Genomic DNA, 15,179 nt, shown 5'->3' on the forward strand with positions numbered 1-15,179 from the left:
TCATCCGCACTCTCACTATCTTCGTAGGGATTACTTGGGCTTATTAATGAGAATATTCGATTTTTTTAAGTCGGTGGCGAATAATATTTCGGCCCTTAAAATTTCATAAAATCTTGATGTTTTTTGTGTACCTAACTTATAAACAAAAGGCTTTTTTGTTTTTAAAAGCGTTGGTATAGAGGATAAATAGATTGGAATAAGGTCTTGCAAACTCTGTGGTAATTCATCATTATTACTGTAGTACGCTTCTATTGCGAGTGATATTTTCAATAGTATTGTTGTTTCATTAAATGAAAAAATTAGTGGATACATCTGTTCTAAAGTAATTCCTTGTAAAGCAACATTTGAAGATAAACTCATCTTTTTTATTTTATCTTCAATAGAAATCTTTGAATTAAGTATCTTGTAATCTTCCTGCCATTTTTTTAAATGCCCTATAATTGTTTTTGATGCTGTTGCTTTTATCTTATCCAAGAATTGTTCTTTTATTCCGTGCTTTTTCGAATTTCTAAAAATATCTATCGCACACGCCATTTCAGAAAAAAAATAACGTTTAATATTCATATGTGGAATTTGCGAAAATACGTTTTGCAATACTTGTATGTGTTCATTAGTTAATTTACGATTTTCAACTAATATTTGAAAACCATGTACTATATTAATGTTGATTTTACGTAAGTGAACTAAAGATAAAATAGATGGCTCTTCGCGTATTGAGTTGAGTATCGCAACGCTACTTCGAAGACACTCAATTGCTAGAGAAATATCCTGGGATTCAACTGCAACATACAAACGAGATAAAAGTAAACGCGATAAAGTACTGAGATCTACTAAATGGTCTTGTTGAAGAAGATAGCCTTGGTTAAAATCAATCCCAAATCGACAACGGTTGTTAATAGGAATAGTGTTCAGTATTTTATATACTTCTTTGTAGCGTTGACAAAAAGTCTCGATTTTCAATTTAGAGTGCTTTTTGTCCCAATCAATGTGGTAAAGAATTTCATCGTGAGAATCTATTTTTTCAACACCTTGGTAGGCTTGTATTGCTTTCTCAAAGGACGACGCAAAGTTTTGCTCTATAGGCGCATAATAAGTATTATGAAGTACAGATAAATTCGTGATCATGCCACTTTTTTGTAAATACTGTATCTTTATATCTACAGCGTTGTGAAGAATATTAATACGAATATATACCCCTAGACATGTCACAACAATAAGCCCTAATAAAATACCAAGCACTTTATTCATAGCGAAGGTTCCTTCTTATGTATTTTACGATATAGTTTGATTGCTCTTTGTTGAACTTCTTTCCAAAAAAGCAAATCATTTTTCAGAATCCATGATATCGATTTCTCGCGATAAGTTTCCATAAAGAGGTGTAGATCTTCTTCTGCAAGAGGTAAATCCATAGAAGAAAAGTAAATGGCTGCAAGATCTTTTATTATATAACGTCTCTTTAAAAGAGAATGATATTGAGCTCTATGCAAGTCAATCAGATACAGACTTACTTGATTGCTCTGTAACTTTTTATGGTCAATAAGAAAATGACATATGTACAAATCGTGGTGAGTCATGTTTACGCGATGTAGTTTGCGAGTAATTACTGCCATTGATTTAATGATTTGTTGTTTTAGTGGGTCATCTCTCGTAGCTTGTGCTAAAAAATGGGGAGTAAAATCCTCCAATGTTTCCATTGATTGTAGAGCATCAGTAATTAGAAAAGATTTTTGTTTGGCAGGATTTATTCCTTTTTTCCCATAGCCAGCGATTTCCATGGTGTTTATATCTAGCTTTTTACATAATTCAATGGCTTGCCACTCATTTTTTGCACCAATGATGGGTATTTTGGCACGAAGTAAATTTTTGAAGATTTCTTTCCAGCCAACACCAGTGTGTATTTTAATAAAATATGTTTTGTTGTTTCTGTCTATAGAAAAAGTATGACGATTTTTTACTTGGCGATAAGTTTTACCACAAAGTTTCAATATATCGTCAAATGTATTTTGAGGTGATAAATCTTGTTGTAGATTTTCGCGTAAATAAAACATAGTTTTTACCTGCTAGTTGAAAATAGGCTGCGTACAGCAGCTAAAAAATCCCAAAAGCCTAAAATTACTATTGACTAATTATAAAACAAATGCACAATAAACCGTACAAAAACAGTAACAAGTATTTTGTGAATCATTTTTTTTAGCAACGCTCCTCGTCTGCCAGAGGATAGACTTGGCCACGTACTAGAAATAAAAAAATTATTTACTCTGCTGTCTCTAACAGGGAACTATAAGTTGAGTTTTTACTCTCGGCACTACACTCTCAGACTGTAGTGACCTCCACTTATTTTCTAGAGTGAGATTCTCTAGCAGCAATCGGCCACAGCACTGTTCGGTGTCCGCCTTAAACCTGCTTTTCGATTTTTGGGTTTTAATAGGAGCGGTTCTTCTTTCTAACTGAGACGTACCCATAAAGAAAAACGAATGTCATTTAATTTTCAAGGGATTTAAGATTAGGGCATGTCGATGCCCTAGTAATTGGGTTAGTTTTCTATTGTTGGGTTTGATCAATAATTTTCTCACTAATATCTTCGTGAGAAAGTAACAATAAATCTTTTACTGTTATTTGTTGTAAGAGTTTTGCTAAAAAACAATCGTCTAAAATATTGTTATTTATATTATGATAAGCAAGAATTTGTTCTCTATTTTCTTGGACAGCAATGAATATTTCTGTTGCCTTAGAATTTCTCGCTTCTAATCCACCAAGTAGAGTTACTTTTTCTAATGGCTCAATATTTTCATTCGTTTCAAACCGACACAATAAAATTTTACTAATTTTACCTAAAGAACGAATAGGAATGCTTATTGTATTTTTGTTGTCGTGTCCTTTACCAATATTTACTTTATCATTTTTTATGGCGATGGCTTTGCGCCCACCGCGCAATTGTGCTTTTGAATTATAGCGTGAAGTTTGGTTTTGCGAATCACCAAAAGCTGATTGCGGCACAACTTGTAAGAAGATTTGTTGTTCTTGTTCGTAAACATCATAAAGCAGGCCACCAATAATTTTGCCTATACCACACTGAATATTTGACAATGTAATGAGGTCATATTCATTTACGTCTTCTTCGTAACGAATGAGTAGGTTTTGTTGCAAAAGATTTTGAAAAACACTTTGTAACACTCCATCAGGCATATCAGTAATACCTTCAAATCCCGTTACTCCAACAGTTATATATTTTGCTTGGTGCTTGATCGCATCAATAGAACGACACAGCCATGTTCGCAAATACGACAACTTGCTTTTAAATTCTTGTAAAATACGTTCACTGCTCCAATTTTCATCAAAAAGCACAGAGGTCGCGCTCGCAGGGATAACTTGTAAAATAAGTAAAAAAAGCTTTTCCAATTCACTCGCATCTTTTGTAAGTAAACCATTGTTAAAATCGTTTTTAACAATAAGATCCCTATAGTTTTTATAGTGTTTACTCATACACTTCTGGAAATCTTTAGAATGCATTATATTTTGTTTGTTTGCGCTATTTTCATAAGTCGCTTCTAAATTATGAAAATCATCGAGAATTTGCGCCAAAAACAAGGAACGTCTATTCAAAGCTTGGGCAGCATAATATGCCCATAAATGTCCTGCTGCAGTATTCATTATAACAGAAAAAGTAGGAGAAATTTCTGGAAGAACCTTAAGAAGTTGATAAGGTTGTTTATCTTCTGGAACAACATCGTCGTAAGTGATATCATTTTCAGTAGTGATGACAATAGGGGTATTGCTTTGAGCTAAAAAGATAGCTATTTCGCCTCTCAAGTCTTTAGCCAAAGCACCTTGGTGCGATATACCTGAAAAATCTACTGCTCCTAAAAAGCATAGAATGAGCGCTTCAGCAGAGAGATTAATATGTTTTTTGTTCGCTGCTGCAAACGAAGGAATACTCATATAACAAAGTTCACTTAATTTTATCTTAAGTTCGCGAGCAACAGGTTTGCCAATACCCGTTGAAAGAGTATCCCAATAAACATGTTTAGGGGCCAGCTCATATGCTGAATTTTTGATATGATTACGACGCGCAAATAGTGTCTCTAATTTACTAGGAATCTCTAGTAATTCGCTAACAATTTCGTGAATTTTATTACCAGAGAGTCTCTGTATCTTCGCTATTTCTAATGCATAGAGTGTTCCTGCAACTACTTGGGCATAAAACGCTTTTGTTGACGCCACGGCAATTTCTACATCGCGTCCATCTCCTGTATATAAAACTCCATCTACAAGAAAACTCATATCAGAATCGCGCTTGTTGATAATACCAAGTACATCTGCTTTATCTTCTATGAATTTGCGAATAGCAGCATTTGTGTCTGTTGTTCCTCCCGATTGAGAGACACCTATAACTAGTGTATTTTGGCGATTCTTTTTTGTATAAGTTGCCATAAATTCTGTGGCAAGTAAACTCGAAAAAATAAGTTCACTGTGCTCTTGTAGGATATTGGCAAAAGTAGCAGCAATAGCTTCTCCTGCAGCATGCGCTGTTCCCATTCCGACAAAATACACATACCTATATTCATTTTTTTGCAGTTTATCGCGAATCTTTAGAGGAAGAATTTCGCTCCCAAGATTAGTTGTTATTTGGCCGTTAGTTGTCTTTAACCATTTGCCACAAAGAGTTTTTTCAATAATTTGCGGAGCTTCATGAATTTCTTTTTGTAAGAAATGTTGAAATTTTGTCGTATCAAGAAAAACATCGCGCGTTGTGATTGGCGTTTGTGCTGTTTTGAGATCAAGAGCTATAGGTTGTCCATTCGTGTCAAATGCGCGAATTGCATCAATACCACCACTGCTATTTTGGTCAAGAATAATAATTTGCCCTGGTTCCATTGATATATATTTTGCTGTCTGTTCGACAAACCCATATATTTCCGAGGCAATATGGTAACCATATTCAGAGATGCCAACATACAGTCCTTGCCCTTTACCTTGTTGCGCGAGATATATTTTTCCTGGCTCTAAACTACTGTGCATCTCAATAGCAAAAGATCCGTTTAGCACCTTTATAGCTTTGCAAAACGCCCGATCTAGATTATTATCTTCTTGGAAGAATCTATCAATAACTATCGGAATAATTTTAGCATCTGTCGTTATTTGTTCGCTAATAGTTTGTTGGTCATTTTCATATCGGTGGCGTATTTCTAAATAGTTATCAATATCTCCATTTAATACCGTATAAATAGAACCTTGGTTTTTGCAATTAGAAAGGCTATTATCCACAGGGTGGCAATTTTCAATAGAAACTACTCCTTGAGAAGCCCAACGAGTGTGAACAATCGCACTGGAAAATTCATGTTTCGCATTGCATAGTAAAGCACGTAAAATTCGGTCTTCTTTTATATATTTTTGTAATAAAGCAACATTATCCCCTAGTTGGCCCACCGCTTTTGCTACTTTGTAAGTAAAGGTAAACACACTAGACTTCTCACCATGATAAATGCGAAGTGCATAATTTTTTAAATCCACAATATCACATCGGTCATTGAATATTTTTGCCAAAGACTGTTGATTTAAAAAATCAACAAAAAAGTTGTAATCTTTTTTATCTAAGGTAAACATTACTGATAGTCCACATGAATCGCGTCCACGCGTTTCTAATTTCTTATCTAGTCCGCGTAAGACTGCTGCAATAGCCAAACATTCACAAAAGATGTCTAACTTACTGCGCGCTTCAGGAAATAAATCAACAACATAATCGGCAAAATCTATACACTCTTGTTGAATAGACCAGGCGCTATCAAGAAGCCACAGATTTTCTTGGGTGATTTTTTCTGTTTGTTGCGAAGATATATTGGAAATTTGTTTTACGCGCGATGCCACAAAATCGCGAATCTCACTTGCAAGTTTGGAAAGCTGTTGCCGCTCCTTTTCACTGTTTAAAATTTCGAACATTTTTTGTGGCGTTTTTAATAAGCGTACAGATTCAAGTAGTGACAATGCATTCTGGGGAGAAGATTTTATTTCTCCCCAGAATGCACACGGATCAGGAATATCAGAGACTTGTTTTAAATATCGTGGGTAGACAATGCCTGCGATCCCGCAACCAAGAACAACAGTATCACCATCGCTGTCAGTCAGATATCGAATAATAGCTGACTGGCACTGCCAAATAGTTTTTGCTACCTTCCAATTATAATAAACAAATGTGTTCAAGCTTTTTCGGATGATGGTTTTTATACTCACAATATTCCTCTATACAAATTTTTCCAGATAACCTAAAGATCTTTTAGGTACACTTTTACTTCTTCCATTGTTTGCGGACGTTTTTTCGCATCTTTTTGTAAAGATTGTGTAATAAGCTTGTTTAGTGCAACAGGTATACCTGGGCATAATTCTTTAATAGGAACAAATTTTCCTCCCAAAACTTTATCTAAAAGCTCAGCAAGCGTTTTACCTTCAAAAGGCGGACGCCCTGTTAAACAATAATACAAACACGATCCAATAGCATAAATATCAGCACGTTGATCTACTTTGCTTGCATTTGCTATTTGCTCTGGCGGTTGATAGCGGAGTGTCCCAATAAATTGACCACGCTGTGTTAAATCGCTTGATTCTGGGTTTTCCCACTCTTTTGCAGCTCCCAAATCTGTTAGTTTAAGTTCCCCTGTGTGGTTGATCAAAACATTTGACGGTTTTATATCACGGTGGACAACTCCCCATGAGTGGGCATAGGCTACCGCATTACACAGTTGCTTTGCGATTTGTATTGTTTGAGAAATTGAAAATGGCTTTTGTCCGGCTACCTCATATAATGTTTTACCATCGAAGTACTCTAGCACTAGATAATAATATTTTAGAGCTTTGCCAGCATCGTAAATTCGTACAATGTTTTCATGATCAAAACGAATTCCAAATTTGGCTTCGCGAAAAAATCGTTCAACGATATTTTTTTGACCAGTTAAATTGGTACGCATAAGTTTAATAGCAACCACTGTATCAACAAAGACATGACGAGCTTTAAATACATTACTCACTGATCCACCGCCTAAGGGCATCAGTAATTTGTACTGCGCAACAACAGGAGGAATAGCCTTTTCTAAAGGTAGGCAATCTTCGCAGTAATAACGCTTTTTAAAAAATACAGCTTTTCCTAGTAGTATATCTTCTCTTGTTACTTCTTTTGAACAACCACGGCATGGGTGTTTTTCATCGGCTAGGTTATTACTATCATCAACAAGAACCTCTTTAAGCGTATTGTGTTTTTGTAATCGCTTTGATGTATTACTTGCTTTGGTTTTTTGTACTTCATTACCATCGTCACGACGTACAAACTTGAAGACATTCTTTCCTAAACGAATTTCGTCTCCAAATATGAGGGCTGATTTTTGTACTCTACGGTCATTTAGGTAAGTACCAGTTGCACTTCCTAGGTCGACAATACTACTGCCCTTTGGAGAGAAAACAACTAAAGTATGAAGCCGCGAAACATTCGCGTCGTTAAGGATTACCTCGCACAGATGATGACGCCCTAAAACTACTTTCCCATTGGGTTGGATAATAATTTTCCGTGCAGTATTTTCCCCCTGAACCATTAGTAATTCGGCCTTCATAAACGTTTTACTTCCTCTGTAATGATAAAATGTTTTAGATTAGAGTGCACTTCTATAAGCGCACGTCTATGCAATGTTATCGATTTCTTGTTATTATTATATATTCGAGGTTACAAATCAATAAGAAACTATCATTAAATGTCAGTTGCTTTTTGAAAAAAAAAAAGGTAAACTAGGGCATGTCATCAACGAAATTTGCGCATTATTAGACACTTTCAATAGGGTGTGCTCTTATTTAAATTTTTATAGAATTCGAGTTATTTTAGGCAATAGCGAAGCACTTTAAAAGTACACAATGCCGTTATGTGCTTTCAAAGTAAGACGTATCGACATCTAAGTTTTTATAGAATGTTAGTTATTTTAGGGAGTAGCGAGGCGCTTTGAAAACACAAAATTGCCTACAATAAAAAAGTAGTATGTTAACCTAAAAAAGCTAAATTATAAAGAAGGTAAATGTTCGTACGCCTAACAAAATACTAGTGCTTAAAGATACTGAATATGAGTAAATAGGGTCACTCCTTAATTTATACGAGGAAAATTTTTCCATGTTAGATATAAAGTTTGTCCGGAAGTACCCGGATAAAGCCAGAGAACTGTTAAAAAAAAGAAAATACGATCATAGAATAGATGATCTTTTGCAGTTAGATGAATTGCGACGAGAGAAAATAGTTGCTGTTGAAAATTTAAAACAAATCAGAAACCAAAAAAATGAAGAAGTCGCCGCTGCTAAAAAAGAGGGAAGAGATATTTCCGAAGTAATTTCGCATATGAAAGAAACTTCCAAGAGTATCAAAGATCACGACCACGAAATCAGTGAAATAGATGACAAAATACGAGGCATTCTTTTAGAAATACCAAATCTACCACAGGAAGATATTCCGATAGGGGATGAATCGCAGAATAAACTTCTTAGTGTTCACGGAGAAAAATCTAAATTTGACTTTACTCCTAAAGCACATTGGGATTTAGGCAAGGATCTTGGAATCCTTGAAACTGAACGCGCTTCACGTATGAGCGGCAGCGGTTTTAACGTTCTTGTTGGAGCCGGAGCTAGATTTGAAAGAGCACTTATTAACTTTATGTTGGATTTACAGGTAGAAGCTGGTTACACCGAGATTTCTCCTCCTCATTTAGTTTTGCGTAGAACTGTCGAGGGATCAGGACAACTTCCTAAGATGGAAAACGACATGTACAACACTCAGCCTGATGATTTATTTTTAATACCGACATCTGAGGTTGCCTTAGTAAATCTGTATCAAAATGAAGTTATTCCGGCCAGTGAAATACCTATCAGCGTAACCGCCGCGACTTCTTGCTATCGCAGAGAAGCAGGGGCTGCAGGTAAAGATACACGTGGCTTACTTCGCGTACACGAATTCAAAAAAGTTGAGTTAGTAAAATTTGTTGAGCCAAATAAGTCCGATGAAGCGCTTGAAACGATACTGAAAAATGCAGAAGCTGTACTTCAAAAATTAAATCTACACTACCGAGTATTATTACTTGCTTCTGAAGATATGTCTTTTGCGTCTTCAAAAACGTACGATTTAGAAGTTTGGGCACCTGGAGTAGAACGTTGGCTCGAAGTATCTAGTTGTAGTAACTGCAAAGATTTCCAAGCAAGAAGAGCTAATATTCGCTACAAAAATCAAGGCGAAAAACCGCAATTTCTTCACTTACTTAATGGTTCAGGTTTAGCGGTTCCACGGCTCATGGCTGCTATTTGGGAAACATATCAAAAAGCCGATGGTCGTATTTCTGTTCCAGAAGCTTTACAATCGTACCTAAGTGGGGCAAAAGAAATTTAAGGGATACATACTATGATAGGCCAGGTTTTCAATAACTGCAAAATCGAATCAAAAATAGCATTGGCGACTACTGGAGTAGTTTATAAAGCAACAGATATTCACCTCGAAGTTATGCGCTCAATAAAAATCATACATCCACAACTCGCGAAAAAGAAAGTTGTGCGTGATCGATTACTATTGGCAGTTCAAGCTTGGGCAAAGTTAGATATTCCTAGCTTTGTTCAAATATTTTCGGCAATTTATCACGACGATCAACTTGGATTTGTGATGGACTACTTCGATGGCGTTTCACTAGCCAACATGCTAAAAGATCAAGGTCATCTAGGAATTTCACAAGCGGTAGAGTATTTTTTACAAATATCTCGTGCAATTGCTTTTGCACATAAAAAGAAAATATTACATCGCAAATTATATCCTGGTAATATCATTGTAGGTAAAGCAGAAACTGTAAAAATACTAGGTCTAGGAGCTTGTCGAGAGATAAATGTTCCAAAAGTAACTCCATCTAATTTATGTTTAGGTAAAATAAAATATATGGCTCCAGAGCAATTAGCCGGTGAGTATACTGTGCACACCGACCAATATGCTCTAGGAGCGATTTTTTACGAAATGGTGACAGGTGTTCCTCCATTCAACGGAACAACGATGTCATCGATAAGCCGAATGCATTTACAGCAAAAACCAGCGAAACCTAACAAACTAAATGGCGAGATTTCAAAAGAATTGGAACAAATAATATTAAAGGCTCTATCAAAAAAACCCGAAGACCGCTATCCTGATATTGAAACGATGATCAATGAAGTTATTGGCGCAACAGATCGTATTGATTTTACTACCGATTTAAGTGTCCACTCCTTAATGTCTCACGGACGCAAGGCTCTTGAACGCCGAAAACTCGAAAATGCTATTTATTTTTTCAATAAAGTCCTCTCTATATACGGCAAAGAAACAGCATACTACGAAGAAGCATTCGCAAATCGCGAAGACTCCATCAAAATGCAAAAAGAAGAAGAGGCTGCGGTGCATATTCGCGATTTAGTCCAAGAAACCTTTGTTCTTTTCGACGAAGAAGATGAAGAAGGAGCTCTCAACTACGTTGCAAAGATATTGCGTATAGTTAAAAAATATCCCAACTCTAGTCGTTTAAAAGGAATTGTTCAGGATATAGACAGAGAACTTCCTGATTTACTCAAAGCAGGGGAAGCGATTATTCAACGCGAAACAGAGCAGTGCAATATTGCATTTACAACAGGCCAAAAAGCTTATGATGAGGGTAATTATGAAGATGCAGTTGACTTTTTTGAGCAAGCTTTAGATTACGATGAGGATCACATAGAAGCAGCACAGCTTCGCAACAGTGCCCAGAAAAAATTACGTATAGCCGAAATTACTGGTTTATATACCAACGGCCTTATCTCCATGAAAAAAGGTAGATACCAAACAGCGATCAACTACTTTAAAAAAGTATTGGAAATAAACCCTGATCATGATCATGCCAAAAACTACCATGATCTCGCTGAAAAATCGTACGAAAAACAAGCAACTACGAGAATCGCTGTTGATGAAGCTTACAAACGCGGGTTGCAAATGTACGAGCGTTGGCAATATGATGAAGCGGTCTTTAGTTTAGAAGAAGCCATTTCTTTAAATCCAAATCACAAAGAAGCCCATCAGTTCTTAGAGCAAGCTAAAGCACGTTTACATGATGGAAATACAATTGAAGATATCAGCTTTTTCTACCAGGAAGGAATGAAGTTTTATAATCAAAAACAATGGCATGAAGCAATTGTTTGTTTTAACAGAATACTACAATGTATGGATTCTCACAAAAAAGCTTTGGAGTATAGAAATTATGCTCAACATGAGCTAGAAAAAGAAGAAGTGTTCGAAAAAGCAATGGATGAAGCCATGTTATTTTTCAGAGAAAATAAATACAGCGAAGCACTGGAAAGATTTGATTACCTACTTACCTTGAGCGATGAATCGAGTAAAGAAAGTGAAGAAGTGCACAAATACAAAGAACTATGTTTAGAATTTATGGAGATGGAGAATAAACGTACAGTATAATTCTACCTAGCCTTAAATAATGTCACAAGCATCAATCGTTTAAGAATACAACTTTACACAGACTTTTATTAAAAGTTATGCTCCTTTAGTTCTTATTTTCCGCGTTCTTAATTAATTTTTCTTTTTTCTCTACATCCTTCATGGTTTAATTTTCAAGGGATAAGATTAGCAATTAGGGTAATTATATAAAAAGAGATAGTCCGTTTTTCTTGCTTCTAAGAAACAGCTAAAATTGCTATACAAAAACTAAAATATGAATAAAAAAGCTCCTACTATATATTTTCTATCTTTGTTTATATTGATTATCACTTTGTTTGTAAATTTGATTCTTCAAAACACCACTTTAAATTATTTTAGTTGTGCGATTTCTATTTTTGTCTTGTTCGTAGCCATCAATAGATTATTTCTTGCACAAGAAGAAGCCTTACGAATTAGTAAATTACAAAAGCTACCAATCGTTATACAACAAAAAGAAGAAGCGATAACAGCTCTCAACGCAAAATGTGAAAATTATTCTCAACAACAAAAACAACTACAACAAGATATTAAAAATCTTACTGAAGATAACAAAAGCAATAATAATTTTCGCCAGCAACTAGAACAGCAATTAAACAATGTTGCACAAAAAAACAATTTAGATACTCAAAATTTGTGGGAAATCATCCGTTCAAACACAGATATTCTTCAAGATTTTTTGCGAGAAATTCCACAAAAAATAGAAACACTTCTCCATGAATTTTACCTTCTTCAAGAACAATCAGCGAATCGCGGACTTCTTGCCAATCTAGACATTCACATTCAACAAATCAAAAACCATGTGCGCTTATTAAAATTTGATACCGCAATAAATAAGTGCAAAAAAATCGAAGCTCTTTCTGGAATTGTACGTACAAAAACAGGAGAGATTCGCTTAGAACAACTTGTTGAAATGGAAAATCACGTTTTACAATTAGTAAAAAGTCTCAGACAATATCACAAGTTTGGGCAAGAATACCTAGAACAATTACAAAAAAATGCCAAAAATAATAAACTATCTATTAGTGGTCAACGTCTATCTAACATAGAAAATCACTTACAGGTGTTACAACGTATGATTTTCTCTGGAGATGTCTATAGTTCAGAACTAGATGAGTTTTTAAAAACCACGCACAAGGCGCTCATTAACATTATCGATTTGCCACCATTCAAAGATAAAATTATTTTTGAGTTTTGTGATGTTTTTGATCAGGTTTTTAAATCTCATTATAATAGACTTCTTCGACGCCAAATTTCGTGGAACATTGTTCACGAACAATCTCGCGTTTTATTGTATGCTGATTGTGTAAGTACAAATCAAATACTTACAATTTTTACATACATGTGTATTTTATTGGCTGAAAAAGGAAGTTCGATTTCTTTTGTATCTAAAATTCTTCCTGCAACACGTAAAGGTGACTGGGACATTTTACAAATAAAAACAGTAGCTAAAAATGCTAGTAAAACAGAAAAGACAAAGAAAAGTATCAAAAAGTTATTTCGCGAGTACCAAAAAGTTACGCGTAATACTTTGACAGAATTAGAGGTCATTAGTAAAGGATTTTGTCTGCGTTTTCCCGTAGTAGTCAATAAAAAATTTCAAGAAAAGTTACTTGTGGGAATATTCGGTTCTTTAGATGAACGTCTTTCAAACAAACTAGCATCTTGTGCAAAATTTTTTCCTTTTGAATTTGAAATCGTTTTGAATCCGACAGATTGTTATAATATCGATATTGCAATTGCCGACAGTAAAGTTTTGGGAAGTTTAAGTGGTCATATATACAAATTACTACAAGCTGGTCAGCATGCTATTCCACTGCTTATTCCAGTTTTACAAGATGAAAAAGATCCAATTACATTCGCAGGAGAATATTACTATTTGAATTTACCTGTACGAAAAATTCAACTGCGCTGGCTCATTTTTCAATGTCTTGATTATATTATTATAAATACCAAGACTCCCAAAATAGAAAAAACGATTATGTTTCAACGTCCCCCAAGACAATGAGGTATTTTATGCCAATATATGAATACAAAGCACTAGGAAAATCGGGTCAAATAAAAAGAGGTCTTATTGATGCCGATAGCCCAAAAGAAGCACGAGATAAATTGCGCATGGATCGCATTCATGTAATGGACTTAAAGGTTATGAATAAAAAATCTGCCTCAAGTCCAAAAAATCGCTCGGCAAAGAAAATAAAACCAATGGAATTAGCGATGATAACGAGACAGTTAGCTACTTTAATTGAATCAGATATTAAATTGCGTGAGGCGATTGGCGTACTTATTGAACAAATCGAAGACAAAAATGTACAAATTGTTTTCCGAGATATTCGCGAAAAAATTACCGCAGGTACTACTTTTGCGGATGCACTTGCGCAGCACGCTCATGTTTTTCCCGAACTATATATTCACATGGTTCGCGCAGGAGAAGCAGCCGGAAATCTCGATGCTATATTGAATCAATTAGCAAACTATTTACAAGCGCAAAGTCGCATGAAAGGAAAAGTATCTGCTGCCTTAGCATATCCTTTTATGATGGCATTTATTGGGGTTGTAGTGGTTATTTTCTTAGTAACTTTTGTTGTCCCTAAAATTCGCCGCGCAATTGAAAGTAACGGTGGTGAGTTACCTGTGCCAACACAGATACTTATATTTTTATCTGATTTTTTTATTAATTGGTGGTGGCTAGTTTTGGCAATTGTGATCACTATGGTTATAGCGTTTAAATCTTTTATTTCAAGCCCTTACGGGCGACGCTCTTTTGATCGCTTTTGTTTGTCGCTTCCTATCTTTGGAATATTATTCAAAAAACAATCGGTATCGCGATTTGCAGTAACATTTTCTACATTATTGCAATCGGGTTTACCAGCACTCGAATCACTACGAATTGTACGTAATGTCGTTGATAATAAAGTAATGGAAGAAACATTAGATGAAGTAGAAAAAAATATCATTGATGGTAATGGAATCTCACTTGCCATACGTAAAAGTGATGTTTTTCCTTCGGTTGTAGGTTATATGATCTCTGTGGGAGAGCAGAGTGGTAATCTTGATAAAGTTTTAGTTAAGATTGCAAGTGCTTACGACGAAGAAGTTGAAATTACTACCCAAAAAGTTACATCTTTGTTGGAACCTATTATGATAGTTAGCTTGTCAGCTATTGTAGGTTTTATCGTATTAGCTATTATAATGCCCATCATGCAGATGTCACAACTATAGGAGAAATTTATGAAAAAATCTCATTATAATCGGTCACGTGGATTCTCTCTAGTAGAGATCATGGTTGTAGTGGTTATTATTGGACTTCTTGCAGGAGTTGTAGGTGCAGGAGTTGTTCGTTATTTGAAAGATGCACGTATCAGTGCAGCCAAGACCCAAATTAAAAACTTTGGTGAAGTACTTAAGCTTTATAAAATGAAAAAAGGTTCTTATCCAAAAAACTTAGAAACTCTTACAAAACCAAATAAAAGTGGTGACACATTTATCGATGCAATTCCTTTAGATCCTTGGGGAAATGAGTACGAGTACAAAAAGAGAAAAAGCAAATTCGAAATTACCTCTTTTGGTGCTGATAGTCGTGATGGTGGTGAGGGTGAAGGTGCTGATATCAAATACACCGAGCTACATAAAAAAGAAGAAGAATAGTTTAGTTCAATCATAGTTATCAAAATGCTCGTACTTATTAAACAAGTAC

9 protein-coding genes are annotated in these 15,179 nt (G+C 35.2%); 5 read left to right on the plus strand and 4 right to left on the minus strand.

The window, feature by feature from the left end; all coding sequences use genetic code 11:
* Positions 1 to 30: 30 nt before the first annotated feature.
* From UABHE_RS13290 to UABHE_RS13305, 4 genes are all read right to left on the minus strand, one after another.
* Positions 31 to 1,248, minus strand: coding sequence for a hypothetical protein (locus tag UABHE_RS13290; RefSeq protein ID WP_372370827.1), 1,218 nt, complete (start codon positions 1,246 to 1,248; stop codon positions 31 to 33).
* Positions 1,245 to 2,048: a lipopolysaccharide core heptose(I) kinase RfaP gene (gene rfaP / locus UABHE_RS13295; protein WP_372370828.1), complete on the minus strand. Its 804-nt coding sequence runs from the start codon at positions 2,046 to 2,048 to the stop codon at positions 1,245 to 1,247. The genes UABHE_RS13290 and rfaP overlap by 4 nt, the downstream gene beginning before the upstream one ends.
* A gap of 493 nt (positions 2,049 to 2,541) precedes the next feature.
* Positions 2,542 to 6,228 (minus strand): SIS domain-containing protein, encoded by a 3,687-nt coding sequence (locus UABHE_RS13300; RefSeq protein ID WP_372370829.1) that lies wholly within the window; start codon positions 6,226 to 6,228, stop codon positions 2,542 to 2,544.
* Positions 6,229 to 6,260: 32 nt separating this feature from the next.
* A complete protein-coding gene (locus UABHE_RS13305) occupies positions 6,261 to 7,595 on the minus strand; it encodes a protein kinase (RefSeq protein ID WP_372370830.1) in 1,335 nt (444 codons plus the stop codon).
* 545 nt (positions 7,596 to 8,140) lie between these two features.
* Here UABHE_RS13305 and serS point away from each other — a divergent pair.
* The 5 genes from serS to gspG all read left to right on the plus strand — a co-directional run bounded on the left by serS (position 8,141) and on the right by gspG (position 15,130).
* Positions 8,141 to 9,400, plus strand: coding sequence for a serine--tRNA ligase (serS, locus tag UABHE_RS13310; RefSeq protein WP_372370831.1), 1,260 nt, complete (start codon positions 8,141 to 8,143; stop codon positions 9,398 to 9,400).
* A 12-nt stretch (positions 9,401 to 9,412) separates the two neighbouring features.
* Positions 9,413 to 11,467 (plus strand): protein kinase, encoded by a 2,055-nt coding sequence (locus UABHE_RS13315; protein WP_372370832.1) that lies wholly within the window; start codon positions 9,413 to 9,415, stop codon positions 11,465 to 11,467.
* A 253-nt stretch (positions 11,468 to 11,720) separates the two neighbouring features.
* Positions 11,721 to 13,490 carry a hypothetical protein gene (locus UABHE_RS13320; protein WP_372370833.1) on the plus strand — a complete coding sequence of 590 codons (1,770 nt, stop codon included), beginning with the start codon at positions 11,721 to 11,723 and terminating at the stop codon, positions 13,488 to 13,490.
* Between the two features lie 8 nt (positions 13,491 to 13,498).
* The gene (gspF, locus tag UABHE_RS13325; protein WP_372370834.1) at positions 13,499 to 14,704 is read left to right on the plus strand and encodes a type II secretion system inner membrane protein GspF; all 1,206 of its coding nucleotides are present in this window, start codon (positions 13,499 to 13,501) and stop codon (positions 14,702 to 14,704) included.
* 9 nt (positions 14,705 to 14,713) lie between these two features.
* Complete coding sequence (gene gspG, locus UABHE_RS13330; protein WP_372370835.1) at positions 14,714 to 15,130, plus strand: type II secretion system major pseudopilin GspG; 417 nt, start codon at positions 14,714 to 14,716, stop codon at positions 15,128 to 15,130.
* Positions 15,131 to 15,179: the final 49 nt, after the last annotated feature.

Origin of the sequence: Candidatus Uabimicrobium helgolandensis, from assembly GCF_041508025.1 — a bacterium.
Classification (GTDB): Bacteria; Planctomycetota; Uabimicrobiia; order Uabimicrobiales; family Uabimicrobiaceae; genus Uabimicrobium; species Uabimicrobium helgolandensis.